Source organism: Mesorhizobium sp. M0601 (genome assembly GCF_040320845.1).
Lineage (GTDB): Bacteria > Pseudomonadota > Alphaproteobacteria > Rhizobiales > Rhizobiaceae > Mesorhizobium.
In genome coordinates this window covers 135,540-156,758 of record NZ_JAMYQK010000011.1, presented here as the reverse complement: position 1 = coordinate 156,758, position 21,219 = coordinate 135,540, and the positions used below count along the sequence as shown (strand labels likewise).

The 21,219-nt window shown below is 62.7% G+C and carries 27 protein-coding genes; 16 read left to right on the top strand and 11 right to left on the bottom strand.

Annotated features, from left to right (window positions below):
• Positions 1-104: 104 nt before the first annotated feature.
• On the bottom strand, positions 105-272 hold the full coding sequence (locus NKI41_RS13555) for a hypothetical protein (RefSeq protein ID WP_023678489.1): 168 nt from the start codon (positions 270-272) through the stop codon (positions 105-107).
• A 203-nt stretch (positions 273-475) separates the two neighbouring features.
• Here NKI41_RS13555 and NKI41_RS13550 point away from each other — a divergent pair, with 203 nt between their 5' ends.
• Positions 476-637, top strand: a complete 162-nt coding sequence (locus tag NKI41_RS13550) for a hypothetical protein (protein ID WP_352540257.1) — start codon at positions 476-478, stop codon at positions 635-637.
• 117 nt (positions 638-754) lie between these two features.
• Here the strand turns inward: NKI41_RS13550 and NKI41_RS13545 are convergent, their stop codons facing one another.
• From NKI41_RS13545 to NKI41_RS13515, 7 genes are all read right to left on the bottom strand, one after another.
• On the bottom strand, positions 755-1,486 hold the full coding sequence (locus NKI41_RS13545) for an SGNH/GDSL hydrolase family protein (protein WP_352683425.1): 732 nt from the start codon (positions 1,484-1,486) through the stop codon (positions 755-757).
• Between the two features lie 86 nt (positions 1,487-1,572).
• On the bottom strand, positions 1,573-2,310 hold the full coding sequence (locus NKI41_RS13540; protein ID WP_352683423.1) for a DUF899 domain-containing protein: 738 nt from the start codon (positions 2,308-2,310) through the stop codon (positions 1,573-1,575).
• 150 nt (positions 2,311-2,460) lie between these two features.
• Positions 2,461-3,486, bottom strand: coding sequence for a class I fructose-bisphosphate aldolase (locus tag NKI41_RS13535; protein ID WP_352683421.1), 1,026 nt, complete (start codon positions 3,484-3,486; stop codon positions 2,461-2,463).
• A 140-nt stretch (positions 3,487-3,626) separates the two neighbouring features.
• The gene (locus NKI41_RS13530) at positions 3,627-4,823 is read right to left on the bottom strand and encodes a phosphoglycerate kinase (protein ID WP_352540261.1); all 1,197 of its coding nucleotides are present in this window, start codon (positions 4,821-4,823) and stop codon (positions 3,627-3,629) included.
• A gap of 162 nt (positions 4,824-4,985) precedes the next feature.
• Entirely contained in the window at positions 4,986-5,840 is an 855-nt protein-coding gene (locus NKI41_RS13525; protein ID WP_352683419.1) for a transglycosylase SLT domain-containing protein, read from the bottom strand.
• Between the two features lie 4 nt (positions 5,841-5,844).
• On the bottom strand, positions 5,845-7,098 hold the full coding sequence (gene ispG, locus NKI41_RS13520) for a flavodoxin-dependent (E)-4-hydroxy-3-methylbut-2-enyl-diphosphate synthase (protein ID WP_352683417.1): 1,254 nt from the start codon (positions 7,096-7,098) through the stop codon (positions 5,845-5,847).
• A gap of 195 nt (positions 7,099-7,293) precedes the next feature.
• Positions 7,294-7,473, bottom strand: a complete 180-nt coding sequence (locus tag NKI41_RS13515; RefSeq protein ID WP_023678481.1) for a YdcH family protein — start codon at positions 7,471-7,473, stop codon at positions 7,294-7,296.
• Positions 7,474-7,712: 239 nt separating this feature from the next.
• Here NKI41_RS13515 and NKI41_RS13510 point away from each other — a divergent pair, with 239 nt between their 5' ends.
• Complete coding sequence (locus NKI41_RS13510; protein ID WP_023678480.1) at positions 7,713-7,916, top strand: YdcH family protein; 204 nt, start codon at positions 7,713-7,715, stop codon at positions 7,914-7,916.
• Between the two features lie 50 nt (positions 7,917-7,966).
• Here the strand turns inward: NKI41_RS13510 and NKI41_RS13505 are convergent, their stop codons facing one another.
• The gene (locus NKI41_RS13505) at positions 7,967-8,770 is read right to left on the bottom strand and encodes an IclR family transcriptional regulator (protein WP_352683415.1); all 804 of its coding nucleotides are present in this window, start codon (positions 8,768-8,770) and stop codon (positions 7,967-7,969) included.
• Positions 8,771-8,898: 128 nt separating this feature from the next.
• On the opposite strand from NKI41_RS13505, the gene NKI41_RS13500 reads away from it, so the two are divergent.
• The 12 genes from NKI41_RS13500 (at position 8,899) to NKI41_RS13445 (ending at position 18,271) form a co-directional block, all read left to right on the top strand.
• Entirely contained in the window at positions 8,899-9,780 is an 882-nt protein-coding gene (locus tag NKI41_RS13500) for a transporter substrate-binding protein (protein WP_031212143.1), read from the top strand.
• A gap of 66 nt (positions 9,781-9,846) precedes the next feature.
• Complete coding sequence (locus NKI41_RS13495) at positions 9,847-10,512, top strand: amino acid ABC transporter permease (protein ID WP_023678477.1); 666 nt, start codon at positions 9,847-9,849, stop codon at positions 10,510-10,512.
• A gap of 1 nt (position 10,513) precedes the next feature.
• The gene (locus NKI41_RS13490) at positions 10,514-11,164 is read left to right on the top strand and encodes an amino acid ABC transporter permease (RefSeq protein WP_352683413.1); all 651 of its coding nucleotides are present in this window, start codon (positions 10,514-10,516) and stop codon (positions 11,162-11,164) included.
• Positions 11,165-11,168: 4 nt separating this feature from the next.
• Entirely contained in the window at positions 11,169-11,963 is a 795-nt protein-coding gene (locus NKI41_RS13485) for an amino acid ABC transporter ATP-binding protein (protein WP_292655694.1), read from the top strand.
• Between the two features lie 34 nt (positions 11,964-11,997).
• Positions 11,998-12,459, top strand: a complete 462-nt coding sequence (locus NKI41_RS13480; protein WP_023678474.1) for a RidA family protein — start codon at positions 11,998-12,000, stop codon at positions 12,457-12,459.
• Between the two features lie 23 nt (positions 12,460-12,482).
• Positions 12,483-13,688, top strand: a complete 1,206-nt coding sequence (locus tag NKI41_RS13475) for an aminotransferase class V-fold PLP-dependent enzyme (protein ID WP_352683411.1) — start codon at positions 12,483-12,485, stop codon at positions 13,686-13,688.
• Between the two features lie 165 nt (positions 13,689-13,853).
• On the top strand, positions 13,854-14,801 hold the full coding sequence (locus tag NKI41_RS13470) for a metallophosphoesterase family protein (protein ID WP_502895005.1): 948 nt from the start codon (positions 13,854-13,856) through the stop codon (positions 14,799-14,801).
• A gap of 11 nt (positions 14,802-14,812) precedes the next feature.
• Positions 14,813-15,160: a cupredoxin domain-containing protein gene (locus NKI41_RS13465; RefSeq protein ID WP_352683410.1), complete on the top strand. Its 348-nt coding sequence runs from the start codon at positions 14,813-14,815 to the stop codon at positions 15,158-15,160.
• 25 nt (positions 15,161-15,185) lie between these two features.
• Complete coding sequence (locus NKI41_RS13460) at positions 15,186-15,746, top strand: sigma-70 family RNA polymerase sigma factor (protein ID WP_502901206.1); 561 nt, start codon at positions 15,186-15,188, stop codon at positions 15,744-15,746.
• Positions 15,743-16,576 carry an anti-sigma factor family protein gene (locus tag NKI41_RS13455; protein WP_352683408.1) on the top strand — a complete coding sequence of 278 codons (834 nt, stop codon included), beginning with the start codon at positions 15,743-15,745 and terminating at the stop codon, positions 16,574-16,576. The genes NKI41_RS13460 and NKI41_RS13455 overlap by 4 nt, the downstream gene beginning before the upstream one ends.
• Before the next feature lie 124 nt (positions 16,577-16,700).
• Positions 16,701-17,198: a 5-(carboxyamino)imidazole ribonucleotide mutase gene (gene purE, locus NKI41_RS13450; protein WP_023678468.1), complete on the top strand. Its 498-nt coding sequence runs from the start codon at positions 16,701-16,703 to the stop codon at positions 17,196-17,198.
• On the top strand, positions 17,195-18,271 hold the full coding sequence (locus NKI41_RS13445; RefSeq protein ID WP_352471166.1) for a 5-(carboxyamino)imidazole ribonucleotide synthase: 1,077 nt from the start codon (positions 17,195-17,197) through the stop codon (positions 18,269-18,271). Before purE ends, NKI41_RS13445 begins: the two co-directional genes overlap by 4 nt.
• Positions 18,272-18,363: 92 nt before the next feature.
• On the opposite strand, the gene NKI41_RS13440 is transcribed toward NKI41_RS13445, so the two are convergent.
• Positions 18,364-18,786, bottom strand: a complete 423-nt coding sequence (locus NKI41_RS13440; RefSeq protein ID WP_352683406.1) for a lysozyme inhibitor LprI family protein — start codon at positions 18,784-18,786, stop codon at positions 18,364-18,366.
• 225 nt (positions 18,787-19,011) lie between these two features.
• Here NKI41_RS13440 and ykgO point away from each other — a divergent pair, with 225 nt between their 5' ends.
• Together ykgO and NKI41_RS13430 are read left to right on the top strand one after the other, a co-directional pair.
• Positions 19,012-19,137, top strand: coding sequence for a type B 50S ribosomal protein L36 (gene ykgO / locus NKI41_RS13435; protein WP_006327841.1), 126 nt, complete (start codon positions 19,012-19,014; stop codon positions 19,135-19,137).
• A 94-nt stretch (positions 19,138-19,231) separates the two neighbouring features.
• Positions 19,232-19,831: a tetratricopeptide repeat protein gene (locus NKI41_RS13430; RefSeq protein ID WP_352489294.1), complete on the top strand. Its 600-nt coding sequence runs from the start codon at positions 19,232-19,234 to the stop codon at positions 19,829-19,831.
• A 102-nt stretch (positions 19,832-19,933) separates the two neighbouring features.
• On the opposite strand, the gene NKI41_RS13425 is transcribed toward NKI41_RS13430, so the two are convergent.
• Entirely contained in the window at positions 19,934-21,016 is a 1,083-nt protein-coding gene (locus NKI41_RS13425; RefSeq protein WP_352683404.1) for an NAD(P)H-dependent flavin oxidoreductase, read from the bottom strand.
• Positions 21,017-21,219: the final 203 nt, after the last annotated feature.

Sequence of the window (21,219 nt, the reverse complement as noted above, 5' to 3'; positions counted from 1 at the left end):
CACTATGGCACGAGCCTCCTGACACCATACTGTCAGGAGGCTTCAGCATGCCCCATTTCAGCTCGTCGCCAGGTTGCATCCAAACGCCACGCGGAAAGCTTGCCTCAATTGCCGCCATTGCGGCGGTCGCCATACATGTCCGGCCAACCAATATCCTTGCGGATGTCCGCCGGCAGGGTGTTCATGAATCGCTGGGTGCGGATCTCATTGCGGATCGTCCGGATCTTGCCGACATAGTGCTGCACGCTACGCAGAATGGTAATACCGTTCATGGCTGGTCTCCTCTCTTTCGATGCAGGCACTATCGCACACCCCTGCTGACAGCAGTCTGTCAGGAGGGTGCGTCTCTCCTGACCGGCGTTCCGATTTGTCGACCGAAGTGATCAGGCAGTGCTGAAAAGAGGCCTGCTGCACTGGAAAGACGGCGATCGCGGAGCCGCTTTGACAGCCAGCCGCGATGCTGATCAAAGGCTGCATGTCGAAACTTCTCGCGCTCGTCATCATCTTCATGATGGTCATCCAGCTCATCAAGCCGCTCGGCTGGCCCGGGCTGAAGCGGCGCAGCGATTTCTGGAAGCTGGCGCTGCTGGCGATGGCGGCGATTTCGATTACGGCGGTGCTCGGGCACTGGACGTAATGCATGTCGCGCAAAAGTGTGCAGCGGTTTTGCGACAACGACATGCATAAAAACAAGAACCTGAAGCGCGTCGGATGAGGCCAATCGAATGCGACGCGCTTTAGTGCGGGCGGCCCGCTACGCGACGCCCGGTTCGTTGGCGAGCACCAGGCTGACCAGATGTTCCGCCCAGGCTCGGTAGCCGGCTTCCGAAGCGTGAAATCCATCCGATGCGAAGCCGGCATCGGCATCCGTGATCGGCAGCCGGGGCGCCGGTATGGCGCCGCGTTCGAGGCAAAGGCGCTCGCCCATCCGGTTCATTTCGACGGCGCGGATTTCGAGGATCTTGCCGAGCAGCGGCGGCATTGCCGGAGCCCGGGTGAACTCCAGCACCGGCGACCACACGACGCGCGCTTCCGGCCATTTGGCGCGCAGCGCGTAGAGCAGGCCGCCAAACTCGCGCTTGAAGCGCGGTACCGAATGAAAATTCTTGGTGTCGTTGGTACCGATGGCCAGCACGATATGCGTCCACGGATCGGCCGATAGATTGGGCAGCACATGATCGCGGATCTGGCCAGAGGTTGCCGAGTTGAACCCGGCCGCCCGCCAGCGCACGGTGCGGCCGGTGCGTTGCGCAATCAGAACTGCCAGTTGCGCGGCCAATCCGTTTTCGGAATTGCCGATCCCTACCGAGGCGGCGGAGGAATCGCCAAGCACCAGAACCGAGATTGCTGGCGCCAGGCCAGATATCTCGTGCATGACCGGACCTTGTGCCGGCAGCATGCGGGCGGTGCGGCGACGCACGCCAAGTCCTTGCCAGAGATAGACCGGAAAGGCGAGCCAGGTGAGAAGGGTCGGAAAGCGCCGCATGGCAAGTCCCTTTTAGGGCATAGCGAACAGCACTTAGCGCATGTTGCACTGAAGGTGAACGACCTTGCAGCGACACCCTTGTCGCCTCAATGGCAACCGTCATGCGTCCCGGATTGGTCTTGATACTCGTCATGCAGCCGCACCCAGTCGCCGAGGCTATGATGCGGGCCAGTTTCGTTGCGGCCTTTCGGCGTCAGATCGAGATAGTGATAGGCGCCGATCAGCGGCTCGCCGCCTCGTGAGCGCGAGATGAAAGTCAGGAAGATTTCGCCTTTCTCGTCGCGATAGAACACGCTAGTGCCGGGAAGATCCTTCGATTGCCGCGCGCGCCGCTCGAAATTGTAGGTCGTGTCGCCGGCCGCGATCTGCTTGTCGGTGAATGACACCTGCATGTCGAAGTTGAAGTCCGAAGCGTACGACGACACCCAGTCGAATTTCCAGCCCATGCGCTGCTTGTAGGGCAGCAATTCAGCCAGTGGCGCCCGCGCCACCACGACAAGTGAGACGTCGTGGTGCCTGAGATGCTGGTTGGCACCGTCGATGTGGTCGGCAAGGAACGAGCAGCCCTCGCAACGATAATCGGCGCCCGGCCCGAACATGAAATGGTAGACGATCAGCTGGCTGTTGCCGCCGAACAGGTCAGGCAGTTTCTTTGGCCCTTGCTCGGTCTCGAAGACATAGTCCTTGCGGATCTTCAGCCACGGCAATTCGCGGCGTTCGGCGGCGACGCGGTCGCGAAAGCGCGTCAATTCCTTTTCGCGCGCCAGATGCGCCTTGTGCGCCTGAAACCAGTCTTCCTGCGATACGGTCTTGTTGTTTGGCATAGGTCTGCTCCTCTTTTCACGGAGGACGATCGGCAGCGAGGAATGCCGACACAGAGCTGCATTTTTAGTTGCAGGAAATCGCAGACCTTGCTGCTTTCAAACAAACCCGGGCACATGGCCCGGGTCGGAGGGAACGCAACCTGAATTCCGTCAGGCGGCTTGCTCCAGCGTCGGCTGCCATTGTCCAAGCGCTGCCAGATGGTTCATGTGGGCGCGATGGGCGAAGGCAGCCTGTGCGGCGGCGACGTTTGCCGGCTTGCCGCTCCAGGCCTTCTGCGGAGCGGCCTGCAAGGCGCGGCCGTAGGAGAAGGTCAGCTTCCACGGATGCGGGCCGATGGCGTTGATGGCATTGAGGTTGGCGGTCGCCTGCTCGTCCGATTGTCCGCCTGACAGGAAGGCGATGCCTCCGATCGCGGCCGGCACCGTCTCGCGGAACAGTTTTATCGTCTTTTCGGCGACTTCCTCGGGGCTGCTGACCTTGCCCGATTTCTTGCCGGCGAGGACCATGTTCGGTTTCAGGATGGTGCCTTCGAGCACGACGCGGGCCGCATAGAGCTCGGTGTACAACTTTGTCAGTGTCGCCTTGCTGATCTCGTAGCAGGTGTCGATGTCGTGGGCGCCGTCCATCAGCACCTCCGGCTCGACGATCGGCACGATGCCGGCCTCCTGGCAAAGCGCGGCGTAACGGGCGAGCGCATGGGCGTTCGAGCCGATCGAGGTGGCGGAAGGCACGCCCTTGGCAACGTCGATGTCGATCACCGCGCGCCATTTGGCAAAGCGGGCGCCGAGCTTGTAATAGTCGGCAAGGCGTTCGCGCAGGCCGTCCAGGCCCTCGGTGATGGTGTCGCCGGGAAAGCCGGCCAGCGGCTTGGCGCCGGCGTCGACCTTGATGCCGGGGATAGCGCCTGATGCCTTGATGATGTCGACCAGCGGTGTGCCGTCGGCGGCCTTCTGGTGAATGGTCTCGTCGTAGAGGATGACGCCGGAAATGTACTTGGTCATTGCATCGCTGGCGCGGAACATCATCTCGCGATAGTCGCGGCGACTGTCGGCGGTCGACTCGACACCGATGACGTCAAAGCGCTTCTTGATGGTGCCGGAGCTCTCGTCGGCAGCCAGCAGGCCTTTGCCATTGGCCACCATCGCGGCAGCAATGTCCTCGAGACGTTCGCTCATCGTGCTTCTCCTGAAAGAATTGATCCGTGCCCAGCAGACCACCAGAGCAACGCAGGTTCAAGTCGAACAATTTCACCGGGTAGGCGCGAATCGATTGAAAGTCGCGGGCGCCCTCTTTCGCGCTGTTATTGCTGCCGCGCTCAGCGCTTCAAGATGTCGACGCCGGGCAAGGGCTTGCCTTCCATCCACTCCAGGAAAGCGCCGCCAGCCGTCGAGACATAGGTGAAGTCGTCGGCTACGCCGGCATGGTTGAGCGCCGCCACCGTATCGCCGCCGCCGGCGACCGAGATCAGTCTGCCGGCCCTGGTGCGCGCTGCCGCGTGCCTGGCCGTCGCCACCGTTGCGTGGTCGAATGGCTCGATCTCGAAGGCGCCGAGCGGCCCGTTCCAGACCAGCGTCGCGGCGCGGTCGATCCATTCGGCAATGGTTTTCACGGTCTTTGCGCCGACGTCGAGGATCATGCCGTCGGCCGGCACGTCTGCTATGGCGACGGTCTCGCTGGCGGCGCCGGCCTTGAACTCCCTGGCGACAACGCCGTCGGCGGGCAGGATGATGGCGCAGCCGGCCTCGGCCGCCTCGATCATGATCTGCTTGGCGGTGGTCGCGAGATCACGCTCGCACAAGGATTTCCCGACGTCGGTGCCGCGTGCCGCGAGAAACGTGTTGGCCATGCCGCCGCCGATGACCAGCGCGTCGACCTTCTTCACCAGGTTCATCAACAGGTCGATCTTGGTCGAGACCTTGGCCCCGCCGACGATGGCGACAACCGGACGGACGGGATTGCCAAGACCCTTTTCCAACGCGTCGAGCTCGGCCTGCATGGTGCGGCCGGCGAAGGAAGGCTGCACATGCGCCAACCCTTCCGTCGACGAGTGGGCGCGGTGCGCAGCAGAGAAGGCGTCGTTGACGAAAATGTCGCCGTTGGCGGCGAGCTTTTCGGTGAAGGCCGGATCGTTCTGCTCCTCGCCCTTATGGAAGCGGGTGTTCTCGAGCAGCAGCACGTCGCCATTATTCATGGCAGCAATGGCATTTCCCGCCTTGTCGCCGATGCAGTCGGCGGCAAAGCCAACCGGGCGGCCGAGCACTTCCGCCGTCGCCTTGGCGATCGGCTCGAGCGAGAATTCCGCCGCCGGTCCATCCTTCGGCCGGCCGAAATGGGCAAGCAGGATGACCTTGGCGCCCTTGCCGGAGAGCTCGGCAATGGTCGGCGCAATGCGCTCGATGCGGGTGGCGTCGGTGACCTTGCCCTCGGCGACGGGAACGTTGAGGTCGACACGCACCAGCACACGCTTGCCGCTGATATTGCCGATGTCGTCCAGTGTCTTGAAGCCGGCCATGCTGATCCCTTTCGCGAAAAATCGCGGGGACCTTACCCCGCATCCACGACGATGCAAGACCTGCCTAACGGTTCACCGAAAATATGATTCACGTATCGAGGACGAAGTGCCCACGGGGAGCGAGATGGGCAGCAATGGCGCAAAACGCACCGACATATGGCTTTACCGGTTGCGCACCACGATGCAGGCGCCGCCGACGCTTTGCAGCTTGTCGCAGATCGTGTCGGCCTTGGCTCTGCTATCGGCGCCGATCCGCACGGCATAGATGCCGCGCCTGCCGATCGGTGTGCGGACCCGGCTGACCACCGGATCGTGGCCGGCAAGCAGTGCCGGGAACCGGCTTTTCACTCTCAGCCACTGGTTGAGCGCCGCGGCGCGGCGAAAATTGCCGGCCACCTGCACGCCCCACGGCTTGATGTTGATCGACGACATCGGCACGGTTCTGGACATGATCACCGGCAGCTCGCGGCAAGCAGCAGCGAAACTCGCCTTCTTGTCGAGCGGCCGGATGACGCCGGCGTAGGCGGTATTGGTGAAGTTGTCGGCCGGCTCGCCCATGACGTCCAACACGTAGCTTTCGGTCTCCATCGGCAAGAAGCCGCCGGAATGCAGCCAGCGCGTCACCCGGCTCTCGCCGGCATTGTAGGCTGCGGCGGCGAGGCCGAGATTGCCGAAACCGGATTTCATTTCGGCGAGGTATTTTGCCGAGGCCGGGATCGCCTGTTCGATGTCGAAGGAATTGGCGAGCCCGCGCATCCTGGCGGTGCCCGGCATGAACTGGGCAATGCCTTCGGCGCCGACCGGGCTGACCGCATTGGGATCGAAACGGCTTTCCTTCCAGATCAACCGGGCAAAGAAATCCCTGGGCAGCCCGTTCCGGTCGGCATGGGCCTCGATCAGGTTGCAAACCTGGTCGATCAGCTTCTTTTTGGCGGGCCGTGGTGGATCGGCCTGAACGGCTGTCGCCCAGATCAGCCCGCAAATGAGAACCAGCGCCGCGCCCAGCAAACGCCGCATTCAACTACTCCGCCGCGGCTTTGTCGTGCTGCCCGAACCGCCGTTCGATATAGTCGGCGACCATCTTCTCGAAATCCGCGGCAATCGATGGGCCGCGCAGCGTCGCCGCCTTCTTGCCGTCGACGAACACCGGGGCGGTCGGTGTCTCACCGGTGCCGGGCAGCGAAATGCCGATATCGGCATGTTTGGATTCGCCCGGACCGTTGACGATGCAACCCATCACCGCGACCTTGAGGTTCTCGACGCCGGGATAGCGTTCGCGCCACACCGGCATGTTCTTGCGCAGGTCGGCCTGGATGTTCTGGGCAAGCTCCTGGAACACGGTCGAGGTCGTGCGGCCGCAGCCCGGGCAGGCGGCGACGATCGGCACGAACTGCCTGAAGCCCATGGTCTGCAACAGCTCCTGCGACACCTGCACTTCGCGTGTGCGGTCACCGTTCGGCTCCGGCGTCAGCGAGATACGGATGGTGTCGCCGATCCCTTGCTGGAGCAGGATGCCCATGGCCGCGGACGAGGCGACGATGCCTTTCGAGCCCATGCCGGCCTCCGTCAGGCCGAGGTGCAGCGCATGGTCGGATCGGGTGGCAAGCTCGGTGTAGACGGCGATCAGATCCTGCACGCCGCTGACCTTGGCCGACAGGATGATCTTCTCGCGCGCAAGGCCGATCTCTTCGGCCATTTCGGCCGACAGGATCGCCGATTGCACGATTGCCTCGCGCGTCACTTCCTGCGCGGTCAGCGGAAAGCCTTGGGCCTGGTTGTCATCCATCAGCCGGGTCAGCAGCTCCTGGTCGAGCGAACCCCAGTTGACGCCGATGCGCACCGGCTTGTCGTATCGGATCGCCATCTCGACGATTGCCGCGAACTGCCGGTCCTTCTTGTCCTTGAAACCGACATTGCCGGGGTTGATGCGGTACTTGGCCAAGGCCGCGGCGCAGGCCGGATGATCGGCCAGGAGCTTGTGGCCGATATAATGGAAATCGCCGACCAGCGGCACGTTGATCCCGAGCCGCTCCAGCCGCTCGCGGATGGCCGGCACAGCGGCAGCGCTTTCGTCGCGGTCGACCGTTATGCGCACGATCTCGGAGCCGGCGCGATGCAGCGCCGCCACTTGCGCGACCGTCTGGTCGACATCGGCCGTGTCGGTGTTGGTCATCGACTGGACGACGACTGGGGCGCCGCCGCCGACAATCACGCCGCCGACATCGACACCGACCGACCTGCGGCGTGGGAAGGGTGAGGAAAAATATCCGGTCATGCCGGCTGCCTTTAATCTTGAAGGTCCGGGCATGAGGTGGAGGAGCAAAGATGGCTTGTCAATGGCAACTGGCGCGCAGGCCCAGCAAATCGGAAACAACAAGACGGCAGCTTGCCGCAAATCCATGAGCGTTTCCGGCAGCATAGAGACATGCCACCGGAAAGATCGCGCTCCGGGTGGCGCCCTGGAAGGGTTTCAGTGGGTCGTCGGTTTCGCCTTCAGTTTTTCAATCTCGTCCTTGAGCGCCAGCTTGCGCCGCTTGAGATTCACGATTTCGAGGTCGTCTACCGATGGATGGGTCATCGCATCATCGATTTCGCGTTCGATGTCGCCGTGTTTCCGCTGCAGCTCATCAAGATGGGATGCAAGAGACATGATTGGTTCTCCCTTTCATGGTTTCCTCGGATTGCAGCCGTCATGGCACGTCCACCGCAGGCTCGCTTCTATGACGGCATAATGACAGTGTGCCACCATCGCGCACCGATGTCGAATGCTGCGTGGTAGCATTCCACGCCAATATGAAATGTGATATGGGCTGCGCGCCGGTGCAAGAAGCCCCGGTCCCGCCCAATCAGGCCCATAGTTTGGGCGCCGCAGACGTGCAGACGGTAAAAATGTCCGATCAGGAACAGGCAGATATCCGCCTCGAATATTCCCGGCTGAAGCAGGAACACGCCGATTTCGACGCGGCCATCAATGCGATGATCGCCATGAATTGCGACCCGCTGCAGATCCAGCGCATGAAGAAAAAGAAGCTTTTCCTGAAGGACAGGCTGATGGCGCTGGAAGACAAGATCATTCCAGACATTATTGCTTGAACGAACGCCATTGTTTGAACGAACGCCGGCGGGGCCTGCTGGAAAAGCGGTTATGCCGCGATCGAAAGCCGTGCGGCGCGCTCGCGCAACAACGCTATCAGGTTGTCGGTCTTTTCGGTCGAGGTATCGATCGGAACCACCAGGCACATCGTCGCCTCGACCCTGCCCGGCGCTGAAAAGACCGGCGCGGCCAGGCATTTCGTGTAGGCATCGACAAGGCCGGAGGTGACGCAGTAGCCGGCCGACTTGGCGACGGCGATGTCGTCTATGAAATCGTCGAGTTGCAATCTGCGGCCGTCCGGCAGCACGAGATCGTCCTCGGAGACCATATCCTCAATCGCTGCCCTGTCGAAGCCGGCGAGGAGCAGTCGCCCGGAAGCTGTCCAGGGGAGCGGTATTTGCAGACCGGTCGCCGAGCTGATCCGGAATGGCCTCGTTCCCGGGCTTGAATGGACGATGGTGTAGCGGCCGCTTTGCAGCATGCACAACTCCGAGGTCTCGCCGGTCTCGCGTGACAGATGATCGACTTCCTGGCGCCCTCGCCTGAGCAGGTCGTTGCCCCGCACATAGTCCATTCCGTAGAGATAGAGCTTCTTTCCGAAATAGACCCGATTGCCGTCTCCGGCCATCTCCAGCAGGCCTGCGTCGACCAGCGAGCGCACAAGCGTATAAGTCGTCGAACGCGGCGCGTTTACCCCCTTGGCAAGGTCGCCGATGCCGATCGCACGCTGGGTCGTGTGGAGAAACTCCAGAATCTGGAGGACCCGGTTGAGGCCCTTCTCCCGAGAAACCGAGTTCTTGTCTTCGTCCAGACCGGCGTCCGGTCGAGCGGCCAAGGCATTACCTTCTTGCATTATCGATTCCTGATGTTAATCTGTCTTGTACAGAGTACAGGCGTCCCTTGTAAGGGACAATGGCGTCAGTTGCAACCGATGCCTGTATTACTGCTCCAAAGGGGAACACAACACGAAAGGAGGTCGCCGTGAACGACACATCCAAAAGGCGTGAATTTCTGAAACTGGGAATGGCCGGGCTTGCAACGGCCGGAGTGATGAGCGCCGCTACCGCGGTCGACGTTCAGAAAGCGGCGGCCCAGGCAGCGCCGGACAGCCTGCTGCGCACCGTCCTCGAGCGCGGCAAGGTGATCGTCGGGACCGGCAGCACCAACGCGCCCTGGCATTTCGAGAACGACGCCGGCGAACTGGTAGGCATGGACATCACCATGGGTCGCATCCTCGCCAAGGGGCTTTTCGACGATCCGACCAAGGTCGAATTTGTCATGCAGGATCCGGCTCAGCGCATTCCGAACGTGACCACCAACAAGGTCGACATCACCATCCAGTTCATGACCATGACCGCCCAGCGCTCGCAGCTGATCCACTTCTCCCGACCCTACTACGTCGAAGGCATCGCCTTGCTGACCCTTCCGAACGCCGAAAACAAGACCTTCGACAAGCTGCTTGCCGGCGGTTCGGCGACGCGGATTTCCATCCTGCAAAATGTCGATGCCGAGGCTAACGTGCATATCGTCCTGCCGGAGTCGCAGGTGATGCAGATAGACACGCAGGCCAACGTGCTGCAGGCCCTGGAATCGAAGCGCGTCGACGCCGCCGCGGTCGACCTGTCAACGGTGCGCTGGCTCGCCTCGCGCAATCCGGACAAATACTTCGATGCCGGCAAGAGCTGGTTCTCGATGCTTTATGGTGCCGCGCTGCGGCAGGGCGACCTCGACTGGCTGACCTTCGTCAACCAGACCTTCACCATCGCCATGTTCGGCCATGAAACGGCACTCTACGACGCTGCGTTCAAGGATTATTTCGGACAGGAGCCGCCGGCGCGCCATCCCGGTTTCCCGGTCATTTGATGCAAGCAGGCGGAAGGACAACGTCCTTCCGCCTTCTCTCATCACAGCCCTCCATGACGAGGACGCATGGGTTATACTCTCAACTTCAACCTTATCTGGCGGCATTTCGACAAGCTCTGGGGCGGACTGCTGTTAAGCCTCGAACTGGCCGTCATCTCGATCGCGATCGGCATCGTCATCGGGCTCGTTCTGGCGGTCTGGTACGTGTCGGCCGGACGTGCGGTGCGGACCATCATCGCGGGGTATGTCGAGTTCATCCGCAACGTGCCGCTGATCCTGCTCGTCTATCTGGTCTTCTACGGCTTGCCGACGGTGGTCGACATTGCCTACAGCGCGCAAACCTCATTCATTGCCACGCTGTCGCTCTACAGCGGCGCCTACCTGGTCGAGGTGTTTCGCTCGGGGCTCGAGGCGGTGCCGCGCGGTCAGCTCGACGCCGGCAAGGCAATCGGCCTGACACCATGGCAAAGGCTGCTCGATGTGCGCCTGCCGACGATGCTGCGCATAACCCTGCCGGCGCTTTCCAACACATTCATATCGCTCTTCAAGGATACGTCCGTGGCGTCGGTCATCTCGGTACCCGAACTCACCTATGGCGCCCAGTGGATCAACTTCAACACGTTCCGCATTGTCGAAGTCTATCTGGTGGTGACGGCAATGTACCTGTTGACCGGCTACACGCTGCTTTTCGCGCTGCGGCTCGTCGAGCGCCGGTTCAAGGCGGCGCGCTGACATGCTGAGCCAGATCATCTACGCCTTGCCGTTCCTCGCCGAAGGCTTTGCCGTAACCTTGTGGGTGTCGCTGCTGGTCGTGGTGTTATCGCTCATCGCCGGCGTGCTGATGGGTGTCGGCCTTGTCTACGGTCCTTCTCCGCTGCGCTGGGCAGTGCGCATCTTCAGCGACACCATCCGCGGCATTCCGATCCTGGTGCTGATCTTCTTCGTCTATTACGGCCTGCCCGCGGTGGGGCTGCATCTGGAATCCTTTTGGGCGGCCGTGTTCGCCCTCACCCTCTTCAAGACCGCACAGGTGGTCGAATATCTCAGGGGCGCCGTTGGCTCGATTCCCAAGGGTCAGTCCGAGGCGGCGATGGCGATCGGACTGACCTTTCGCCAGCGGCTGGCCTACGTCATTTTTCCGCAGGCGTTCAGGCGTTTCCTGCCACCCTGGATCAATGGCGTCACCGACGCGGTAAAGGGTAGCGCGCTGGTCTCGCTGCTCGGCATCACCGACCTCATGCAGGCTATCAACCAGGTCATCGGCCGCACCTATGAGGCGATGCCGCTCTACATTCTCGGTGCGCTCGTCTACTTCGCCGTCAACTACGCCCTCTCCTTGGCCAGTCGGCGCCTGGAGCGGCGTTTCTCCTTCATCCGGGAATAGCACGATGTCCAATGCCTCGCACCAGAATCCGGCACTTCTCGATGTCACCGAGGTTTCCAAAGCCTTTGGATCCGTCGAGGTCCTGCGCTCCGTCAGCCTGCAAGTGACACGCGGCGAGGTCGTGACTGTCATCGGCCCCTCCGGCAGCGGCAAGACCACGCTGCTGCGCTGCGTCAACTTCCTGGAGAGCTACGACAGCGGCTCGATCCGTATCGACGGCAAAGAAGTCGGCTATCGCGAGACGGGAACGCGCCAGCGACGCAGCGAGCGCGACCTGGCGGCGATGCGAGCCGAGACCGGAATGGTGTTCCAGAGCTTCAATCTGTTTCCGCATTTGACTGCGGCCGGCAACATCATGCTTGGCCTGCGCAAGGTGCGCGGCAAGAGCAATGCCGAGGCCCGCACCATTGCCGAGCACTGGCTCGGCCGCGTAGGCCTCGCCCACAAAGCCGACAGTCTCCCGGCCGAGCTTTCCGGCGGCCAGCAGCAGCGCGTCGGCATCGCCCGCGCCGTGGCGATGGAGCCGAAGATATTGCTTCTCGACGAGATAACCTCGGCGCTCGACCCCGAACTGGTTGGCGAGGTGCTCGAGGTCGTGCGCAGCCTCGCCGAAGACGGCATGACGATGCTGATGGTCACGCATGAAATGGCTTTTGCGCGCGACGCATCGAGCCGCATCGTTTTCATGGCGGATGGCGGCGTCAGTGCCGTCGGACCACCCGCCGAGATTCTGGCGGCAGGGTTCGACAATGAACGCCTTCGCAGTTTCCTGGCGCGGTTTCGCGCCTCGCATTTTTGACATCGGACGGCGAAAGCTGTCGCAAGGAGCTTTTATGACGCCTTACATCCGGCTCGCGGAATTGGGCCTGACACTGCCCGAGCCGCCGAAGCCCATCGCCAACTTCGTCACCTATGCCGAGAGCGGACGGCTGATCTTCCTCTCCGGCCAGGGGCCGTTGCGCGCCGATGGCGCGCTCTGCACCGGCAAGGTCGGAGAGGATGTCAGCGTTGAAGAGGCCTACGGGCATGCGCGTCTGACCGGCCTGAACCTGCTCGCCGTCATGCATGCGGCGGCCGGCGACCTCGGCCGCATCGTGCGCGTCGTCAAGCTGCTTGGCTTTGTCAATGCGACGCCGACATTCAGCGAGCATCCCAAGGTGGTGAACGGCTGTTCCGATCTTTTCGCGGCCGTCTTTGATACGCTTGGCGGACATGCCCGTTCGGCGATCGGTGTCGGCTCGCTGCCGGGCAACATCACAGTTGAAATCGAGGCGGTCGTCGAGATCGCCGCCTGAAATCTTAAACAGGATCTACAGAGATGACGACCTATGCCGCTGACCGTTCCAACACGACAATCCGCGAACGGCTTGGCCTTCGCCCAATCATCAATGTCTCCGGCACGATGACGGCACTCGGTGCTTCGATCATCGTGCCAGAAGCGATTGCCGCAATGTCGGAAATGGCCTCGCAATGGGTCGAGATGGACGATCTGCAGCGCGCCGCAAGTAGGGTGATTGCACGCCTTACCGGCGGCGAGGCCGGCTTCATCACCGCATGCTGCGCCAGCGGCATAACAATGGCGATTGCCGGCGCGATGACCGGGACCAGCCTTCTTGCGATCGAGCGGCTGCCGGACGACACCGAGGGCCTCAAATCGGAGGTCATCGTTCAGCTTGGTCACATCGTCAATTATGGCGCGCCGATCGACCAGTCGATCCGGCTTGCCGGAGCCAAGGCAGTGCCTGCCGGCACGGTCAGCGTCACCCAGGATTATCATGCTGCCGAGGCGATCCGGGACCGGACCGCGGCAGCCCTCTACGTCGTTGCGCACCACACCGTGCAATACGGCATGCTCTCGCTTGAGGAGTTCTGCGAGATTTGCCACGCCAAGGGCGTGCCGGTGATCGTCGACGCCGCCTCGGAATACGATTTGCGTGGCTTTCTGGCGCGCGGCGCCGACATTGTTGTCTACAGCGGGCACAAATTTCTCTCAGGGCCGACAAGCGGCATCGTTGCCGGCCGCAAGGATCTGGTACGGGCCGCCTATCTCCAGAACCGCGGCGTTGCGCGCGCCATGAAGGTCGGCAAGGAGAGCATTGCCGGCACCATGGCGGCCCTGGAAGCCTGGGAGCGGCGCGACCATGCCGGCATTCGCCAGCGGGAAGAAGCCGCACTGCATCTGTGGCAAGCCGCATTGCAGGGCCTGCCTGGCATCGAGGCACGTATCATTCCAGATCCGACCGGAAATCCTCTCGACCGCCTGCAGGTGTTCGTTGCGCCGGAAAGCCGCTTCACCGCCGCCGGCCTCGCCTCGGCGCTTGCGGCGGGTTCACCGCCCGTGATCGTGCGCAACCACGAGGTCGAGCGCGGTCACTTCTTCCTTGATCCGTGCAATCTCCATCCCGGCGAGGCGGAGATCGTTGCCGAACGCCTGCGGGCGGTGTTGAGTGCTGCCGATCGGCCCGCGGATGCGATGAAACCCGCTCGCAAGCAGTCCGCCGGAGCGCTGCGCTGGCCGGACTAGACATCGCCAGAGCGTGGTCGAGCCAGTGCCTTCCAGCACCGGCTTCGCATCGGGCCAGTGCGCCATCACGGCAGTGTGAATGAACTTTTAGTCTTCGGGCGGAATAAACCACCCCGCCCATTGGTCTCCCAAACAGACGCCATTTCCGGCGTGCAGGAGACCGGTATGATCCACCACCACGACAATGAAGCTGACGGCATCAGCCGCCGTCATGCACTGGAATGCATGATCTGGGCCGGCACGGGAGTGCTGTGGACAATTTCGGCCGGCGTGCCGGTCTCGCTCAGCCTGCTCGGTGCGTCGCAAGCCGCCGAGGCCTTGGCCACCGGCTTCACTTTCCTCCAGATCTCCGACAGCCACATCGGCTTCGACAAGGCTGCCAACCCGCACGCCATCGACACGCTGAAGGAGGCGATCGGCAAGATCCAGGCGTTGCCGCAAAAGCCCGCTTTCATGATCCACACCGGCGACATCACCCATTTGTCGAAAGTCGCGCAGTTCGACAACGCTGCCCAGATCATCGGCGGCGCAGGCTTCGACGTGCATTATGTGCCCGGTGAGCACGACCTGATCGATGACGGCAATGGCCAGGCCTATCTCGACCGCTACGGCAAGGGCACCAAGGGCGCCGGCTGGTATTCGTTTGACCAGAACGGCGTCCATTTCATCGGGCTGGTCAACGTCGTCAACCTGAAGGCTGGCGGGCTGGGCAATCTCGGCGCCGACCAGTTGGCATGGTTGGCCGATGATCTGAAGGCGGTCACCGCCTCGACGCCAATCGTCGTCTTTGCCCACATCCCGCTATGGGCTGTTTATCCCGAATGGGGCTGGGGCACCGACGACGCGGCGCAGGCCTTGGCCCTGCTCAAGCGCTTCGGCTCTGTCACCGTACTCAACGGCCATATCCACCAGATCATGCAGAAGGTCGAAGGCAACGTTACCTTTCATACCGCGCGCTCGACCGCTTTCCCGCAACCGGCGCCGGGCACCGCAGCCTCACCCGGGCCGATGACGGTACCTGCCGGCCAGTTGCGCAGCCTGCTCGGCACAAGCAGCGTGACAGTCACGCAAGGCGGGCAGGACCTCGCCATCATCGACAGCACGCTGGCCTGAGGGGAAATGCGATGATCCGCTTCCCATCCCGCGTCTTGCTCGTATCCCCTGTCACGTTCGGTTTGGCGGCGATCCTGACAATGGTTGCCATGCCACTGAACGCAGCAGACCAGCCAATGGTCAAGATCGAGAACTTTGCCTTCACACCGGCGGTGCTGACGGTAAAGCAGGGCACTACCGTGACCTTCGAGAATGACGACGACATCCCGCATCTGGTGGTCGCCAACGATGCCTCGTTTCGCTCCAAGGCGCTTGACACCGGTGACACATATGCCTTCACCTTCACCAAAGTGGGCGACTATGCCTATTTCTGCGGGCTTCACCCGCACATGCAGGGCAGGATCACCGTCGCTCCGTGAGGATTTTCGGAAGGTTCTGCCCGGGATGCCGGGCGATGCGACGGTGTTGAACCAAGAGGCCGCGACCGAGCGCTTTCGCGAGGTGGTTCTGCCCCATCTCGCGGATTCGCTTGCGCTTGCCCGCTGGCTGACCGGCAACGCCGCCGACGCGGAGGATGTGGTGCAGGAGGCCTGTTTGAAGGCGCATGGGGGCATCGCCGGCTATGCCGGCGGCAATGCGCGCGCCTGGCTGCTGGCGATCGTGCGCAACGCCTCTTACTCCTGGCTGGCGCGCAACCGGCCGCGCAGTATCGTCGCCGTCGGCGACCTGAGCGACCTCGATGACATGACGGCTGCATATGGCGCCGGCCTGCCGGATACGGATAGTCCTGAGGCAAGCCTGATCGCCAAGGCCGACACGGCCGCACTCGAGGCGGCGATCGCCGCGCTGCCGCACCAATTTCGCGAGACTGTGGTGCTGCGCGACATCAACGGCCTCAGCTATCGCGAGATCGCGACGCTGCTTGGCGTGCCGCTAGGCACGGTGATGTCGCGGCTGGCGAGGGCGCGCGGTCTGCTGATATCCCAACTTGGGAGGGCGCCATGAGCGCGCACAACGATGGACTGCCCGATGACCCGGCGGGCGTGGAGCTGATGATCCATGCCTTGGTCGATGGCGAGCTCGACGCAGCAGCAGCATTGGCTGTCGAGCGACGCATCGCGGCCGATCCGGCGCTCGCCGCCGAGCATGCCCGCATCGCTGCGCTGCAGACGGTCGTCAGCGGGCTGCCGAGGCTCGATGTCCGTGAGGATTTCAAGGCTCGCATCGCTGCAATCGGGACAGCCGGTACGGAGAAAGTGCTGCCGGCGCCGGCGCCCGTCGCTCGAGTGCCGCCGGCACACAGAGCGGTGCACCGATTTGGCGCGTTCGACTGGCGCGCGCTGGCGGCGTCGATCATCGTTACCGCCGTGCTGGCCAGCGGTGCGACGCAATGGATGATGCTGAGCAGGGCGCCCGACAGCTTTGCCGCCGCGGTCGCCAGCGGCCATCGCCGCAGCCTGCTGGCAGCCAGCCCGGTGGACGTCGTCTCGTCGGACAGGCATACGGTCAAACCCTGGCTCGATGGCAGGGTCGGCCTGTCGCCGCCTGCGCCAGACCTTGCCAATGACGGCTTCGCGTTGCTCGGCGGCCGGGTCGAGGTGATCGCCGACCAGCCAGTGCCGGCACTGGTCTACAGGCACCGCGAGCACCTGATCACTCTCGTCGCCGCGCCCGAGGAAACCGGCTCGACAGCCGGACCGGTCGATCTTTCTGCTGGTGGCTTCTCGCTGGTCCACTGGAGCGACAGCGCTTTTTCCTACTGGGCGATTTCCGATGTCGAACGGCCTGAACTTGACGACTTCGTCAACCGCTTCCGAGCAGCGGCCACCCGATGACAGACCGCTCCTGTGCATGTGCGCAGCCACGGAGACGACACAAGCGGCTTTGCCGTTTCCGGCCATCCTTGCGGCTCCCCTCGATTTCAGCTAATGCGCGCTTTTGCCGCCGGAGAGCTGAAGCTTGGACGATCACCGCGCCGACGTCGCCATCATCATGGGCAGCCAGTCCGACTGGGCGACGATGCGCCACGCCGCCGAAACGCTTGAGGCGCTTGGAATTCCGCACAAGCGCCTGATCGTCTCGGCCCACCGCACGCCCGACCGGCTCTATGATTTCGCCAAGGGCGCCAAGGCGGCCGGCTACAAGGTGATCATCGCCGGTGCCGGCGGTGCGGCGCATCTGCCCGGCATGACGGCGGCGATGACGCCGCTGCCGGTGTTCGGCGTGCCGGTGGAATCAAAGACGCTGTCGGGCCAGGACTCGCTGCTATCAATCGTGCAGATGCCGGCCGGCATTCCGGTCGGCACTTTGGCCATCGGCAAGGCCGGCGCCGCCAACGCTGCCCTTCTGGCCGCCGCGGTGCTGGCGCTGAGCGACGAAAAGCTCGCCGCCCGGCTGGATAGCTGGCGCGCCGCGCAGACCGCCAAGGTGGCCGCCGAGCCCACGGACGCGCCGTGAGCCTGCCGGCGGGATCGAGCATCGGCATCATCGGCGGCGGCCAGCTTGGCCGCATGCTGGCGATGGCCGCGGCCCGCCTCGGCTACCGCATCGTCGTGCTGGAGCCGCAGCCGGATTGCCCGGCGGCACAGGTCGCCAACCGGCAGATCGTCGCCGCCTATGACGACGCGGCCGCGCTTAGCGAGCTGGCTGCGGCCAGTGCCGTCGTTACTTATGAATTCGAGAACGTACCGGTCGCGGCCGCCGCGGCACTTGCCTCTACGGTGCCGGTCTATCCGCCGGCACGCGCACTGGAAGTGGCGCAGGACCGGCTGGCGGAAAAGAAATTCCTCAACGGCATCGGCATACCGACCGCGGATTTCAGCCCCGTCGACAATGACGAGGAACTGACGGCTGCGCTGAAACAGTTCAACGGCAGCGGAATATTGAAGACGCGCCGCATGGGCTATGACGGCAAGGGCCAGCGTGTCTTCCGCAACATGGAAACAGGCGGCTTTGCCGGCACTTGCGAGGCGATGGGCAACGTGCCGTTGATCCTGGAATCCTTCGTCACCTTCGAGCGCGAGATTTCGGTGATCGCCGCGCGCGGCAGCGACGGCTCGCTCGCCGCCTACGATCCAGCGTGGAATGTCCATCGCAACGGTATTCTTCACAGCTCGACGCTGCCGGGCGGAGTAAAATCCGAGACGGCGGCTGCGGCTCAAACGGCGGCGGCAGAGATCCTTGCAGCGCTCGACTATGTCGGCGTCATCGGCGTCGAATTCTTTGTCCTTGCCGACGGTTCGCTGTTGGCCAACGAGATAGCGCCGCGCGTCCACAATTCCGGCCACTGGACGGAGGCCGCCTGCACCATCTCGCAATTCGAGCAGCACATCCGCGCCGTCGCCGGCCTGCCGCTGGGAAATCCCGCCCGGCAGTTCGACTGCGTCATGGAAAACCTGATCGGCGACGATGTCAGGCGCGTTCCTGAGCTGCTCGCCGAGCCCGATCTGATGCTGCACCTCTATGGCAAGGCCGAGGCGCGGCCCGGCCGCAAGATGGGCCATTTTACGCGCGTGAGCCGCCGCAGCTAGAGCATGATCCCGAACCGAAGGTCCGCGCTAGCGAAAAGTGGAATCCGGTTTTCGGAAAAGATCATGCTCAAACACAAAGTTAGAACCTACGCTTACTGGATTTCGCCGCTCTCGTCCTCGTCGGGGCTGGCGCAGCTAACATCGCCTTCCGCGCAGGTCGAATCGGCGGTGAGCTGCTTGGTGCGATCGTCGGTCAGCCGCGTCAGGCATTCCGATATCAGCATCGGATAGATAGAGCCGCCTTCGCTGTCCGCGGCCGAATAGCTGCATTCCGCGTCGCGAAAAGCGATCCAGGCGCGCTGCGCCGTCTGCAACAGCTTCCTGGCTTTTGCGTCAGTTCCGCCGATGAGATCCTGGTAGGCCTTGTTGAGCTTGGCGTCGGCGGATTTGTAGTCCGTGTCGGCGCAGATGTTCATCATCTGCTGGCTGTCGTCGTTGCGGTCGCATTCCTGCGCATAGGCAACAGAACCTGCCGCGAGGACGACAAGACAGGCGGACACAAGAATTCGGCGCATGACGATCTCCAATTCGCAACCGCATCATTCCAGCCGTCTCAAGCCTGCGCAACGCCAGTGACGGATATTTGATGATACGAAACGGTCCGTATCGTTTAGGCAACGCGCTTGCGGTTGACACGGGCAACGCTCCTCGTCTATGAGCCACGCACAGTTCAAAGGCGCGTCTGTGGGCGCGCCTTAATAATTCGGCCCGTGACCGGGCCCAGACCGACGGGCAAGACCATGAAAATCAAGAATTCGCTCAAGGCGTTGAAGGCGCGTCACCGCGACAACCAGCTGGTTCGTCGCAAGGGCCGCGTCTACATCATCAACAAGACCGCGCCGCGCTACAAGGCGCGCCAGGGTTGAGTTTTCGACGGAGGCTGCGCGCCTCCGTTCGCATGATACGACTCTCACGCTAAATTCAGTTTGACGATCCGGCGTCGGGGGCTAGATTCCCGCGATGCGGATTCTTTTTGCATTTTTCACGGCCTTCCTCGTTTCCGGCGCTGTCTCGCTGCCGGCGTGGGCTGAAGATCCGACCACAACTCCGCCGGCAGCACCTCCGGTCGTCAAGACGAAACAGGCGCGGCTCGATCAGCTGTTTGCCGATCTCAAGCGCGAACGCAATGAAAAGGCGGCCGAGCGCATCGCCGGACGGATCGGCAGCGAGTGGTCCCAGTCGGGCAGCGCCTCTATCGACCTGATGATGCAATGGTCGCAGAAGGCGATCGAAAACCAGAAATTCGATGTTGCACTCGATTTCCTCGATCAGGTTGTGACTTTGCAGCCGACCTATGCGGAAGGCTGGAACCGGCGCGCGACTGTTCATTTCATGATGAAGAACTACGGGAAGTCGATGGCGGACATCGACCGCACCCTGCAGCTCGAACCACGCCATTTCGGCGCGCTTTCGGGCCTGGCTCAGATCATGGCCGAAACCGGCCACAAGCAGTCGGCACTTGAGGCCTGGCAGCGCGTGCTCGGCATCTACCCAATGATGCGCAGCGCCCAGGACCAGGTCGCCGCACTTTCCGAGGAGCTTGCCGGCGAAGGCATTTGAGACCAGTAAGGGAGTAGGGGAGTAAGGGAGTAAGGGACTATGTGAGAGGTGCAGATTGCACTGTGGAACACATGCGCCCTACTCTCCTACTCTCCTACTCCCCTACTCCCCTACTCCCCTATAGGCCCGATCTATGCCGTTTGCTTCCGTGACGAGTTTCTCCACAAGGGCGGCGGCCGGCATCTCCCGCAGCTTCGCAACGCCCTGCCCGGCCCAAATAGGCAAAAAGTCAGCCCGCTTGCTTTCATCCTTTGCCATCGAAAGCGGCATGACCAGACTCGCCTGTAGCGGAAACGCCAACACTGCATCTTCCTCACCAGCCATTTCCATCACAAACCGGTTGCGCACCACGCGCGCTGGGCGGCCAGTGAAGCAGCGAGTCACCGACGTGCTCTCGTCGTTGGCCGAGCGCAATGCTGCGCGATAGACTGGCTGCACATTGGCTTCAGGACAGGCCAGGAAAGCCGTGCCGATCTGCACACCAGATGCACCAAGTGCAAAGCTGGCAGCAATGCCGCGACCGTCGAAGATACCGCCGGCGGCAATTACAGGCACCCGTACGGCATCAACAATCTGCGGTACGAGTGCCATAGTGCCGGCTGTGCCGATAGCAGGGTCGCCAGTGAATGTGCCGCGATGCCCACCCGCCTCGTATCCCTGGGCGATAATGGCGTCCACCCCTCCTGCCTCAAGCTGGCGCGCTTCCGAGACGGTGGTGGCCGAACACAAGACAGTACAGCCGGCCGCCTTCAACTGCTGCACAATTGCGGTGTCGGGTAGACCGAAGTGGAAGCTGACCACCTTGGGGCGCAGCTCGAGCACAATTTCGAGACGCTCACGATCGAAGGTGGGGAAGGGCTCGCCCGGCTCGGGCACCGGTCCGAGGCCGACCTCCTCATAGGAGCCGCGAAGGCGGTCTCGCATACTTTGGGCTGCCGCATCATCGTGTATCGGCGCCGGGTGCGCAAAGAAGTTGACGTTGATCGGACGATTGGTGGCGTGCTGTGTCGCCGTGAGCTGCTCGCGGATAGCCGCCGCAGGCAGAATGCCGCATCCGAGCGAGCCAAGCGCCCCGGCATTGCTGACTGTCGCCGCCAGTTCCGGCGTGGTGATGCCGCTCATCGGCGCCTGGATTATCGGGTGCTCAATGCCGAGGAGTTCCAGAAGATCAGTGCGCATCCACATTGGATCACCCTCCTCTTTCTCCCAGGAGAGATTACCTTAACTGACTTCCAGCTCAAGATCGGATAGGGCCTTCGAACCGCTTCACGGCCGGCCACAGGCTGATGCAAGCTGGCGGAGTTCGGCGTTGATCGCAGCCCAACTGCCGTCGATGCACCGGGCCGCCGCGTTTACGACGCGCCATGCAGCCGGCCTATCCGGCAGCC

Excerpts from the sequence above, each read along its gene's own strand:
- NKI41_RS13555 (WP_023678489.1), bottom strand. The coding sequence starts at position 272 with ATGAACGGTATTACCATTCTGCGTAGCGTGCAGCACTATGTCGGCAAG.
- NKI41_RS13550 (WP_352540257.1), top strand. The coding sequence starts at position 476 with ATGTCGAAACTTCTCGCGCTCGTCATCATCTTCATGATGGTCATCCAG.
- NKI41_RS13545 (WP_352683425.1), bottom strand. The coding sequence starts at position 1,486 with ATGCGGCGCTTTCCGACCCTTCTCACCTGGCTCGCCTTTCCGGTCTAT.
- NKI41_RS13540 (WP_352683423.1), bottom strand. The coding sequence starts at position 2,310 with ATGCCAAACAACAAGACCGTATCGCAGGAAGACTGGTTTCAGGCGCAC.
- NKI41_RS13535 (WP_352683421.1), bottom strand. The coding sequence starts at position 3,486 with ATGAGCGAACGTCTCGAGGACATTGCTGCCGCGATGGTGGCCAATGGC.
- NKI41_RS13530 (WP_352540261.1), bottom strand. The coding sequence starts at position 4,823 with ATGGCCGGCTTCAAGACACTGGACGACATCGGCAATATCAGCGGCAAG.
- NKI41_RS13525 (WP_352683419.1), bottom strand. The coding sequence starts at position 5,840 with ATGCGGCGTTTGCTGGGCGCGGCGCTGGTTCTCATTTGCGGGCTGATC.
- ispG (WP_352683417.1), bottom strand. The coding sequence starts at position 7,098 with ATGACCGGATATTTTTCCTCACCCTTCCCACGCCGCAGGTCGGTCGGT.
- NKI41_RS13515 (WP_023678481.1), bottom strand. The coding sequence starts at position 7,473 with ATGTCTCTTGCATCCCATCTTGATGAGCTGCAGCGGAAACACGGCGAC.
- NKI41_RS13510 (WP_023678480.1), top strand. The coding sequence starts at position 7,713 with ATGTCCGATCAGGAACAGGCAGATATCCGCCTCGAATATTCCCGGCTG.
- NKI41_RS13505 (WP_352683415.1), bottom strand. The coding sequence starts at position 8,770 with ATGCAAGAAGGTAATGCCTTGGCCGCTCGACCGGACGCCGGTCTGGAC.
- NKI41_RS13495 (WP_023678477.1), top strand. The coding sequence starts at position 9,847 with ATGGGTTATACTCTCAACTTCAACCTTATCTGGCGGCATTTCGACAAG.
- NKI41_RS13490 (WP_352683413.1), top strand. The coding sequence starts at position 10,514 with ATGCTGAGCCAGATCATCTACGCCTTGCCGTTCCTCGCCGAAGGCTTT.
- NKI41_RS13485 (WP_292655694.1), top strand. The coding sequence starts at position 11,169 with ATGTCCAATGCCTCGCACCAGAATCCGGCACTTCTCGATGTCACCGAG.
- NKI41_RS13480 (WP_023678474.1), top strand. The coding sequence starts at position 11,998 with ATGACGCCTTACATCCGGCTCGCGGAATTGGGCCTGACACTGCCCGAG.
- NKI41_RS13475 (WP_352683411.1), top strand. The coding sequence starts at position 12,483 with ATGACGACCTATGCCGCTGACCGTTCCAACACGACAATCCGCGAACGG.
- NKI41_RS13470 (WP_502895005.1), top strand. The coding sequence starts at position 13,854 with ATGATCCACCACCACGACAATGAAGCTGACGGCATCAGCCGCCGTCAT.
- NKI41_RS13465 (WP_352683410.1), top strand. The coding sequence starts at position 14,813 with ATGATCCGCTTCCCATCCCGCGTCTTGCTCGTATCCCCTGTCACGTTC.
- NKI41_RS13460 (WP_502901206.1), top strand. The coding sequence starts at position 15,186 with ATGCCGGGCGATGCGACGGTGTTGAACCAAGAGGCCGCGACCGAGCGC.
- NKI41_RS13455 (WP_352683408.1), top strand. The coding sequence starts at position 15,743 with ATGAGCGCGCACAACGATGGACTGCCCGATGACCCGGCGGGCGTGGAG.
- NKI41_RS13440 (WP_352683406.1), bottom strand. The coding sequence starts at position 18,786 with ATGCGCCGAATTCTTGTGTCCGCCTGTCTTGTCGTCCTCGCGGCAGGT.
- ykgO (WP_006327841.1), top strand. The coding sequence starts at position 19,012 with ATGAAAATCAAGAATTCGCTCAAGGCGTTGAAGGCGCGTCACCGCGAC.
- NKI41_RS13430 (WP_352489294.1), top strand. The coding sequence starts at position 19,232 with ATGCGGATTCTTTTTGCATTTTTCACGGCCTTCCTCGTTTCCGGCGCT.
- NKI41_RS13425 (WP_352683404.1), bottom strand. The coding sequence starts at position 21,016 with ATGTGGATGCGCACTGATCTTCTGGAACTCCTCGGCATTGAGCACCCG.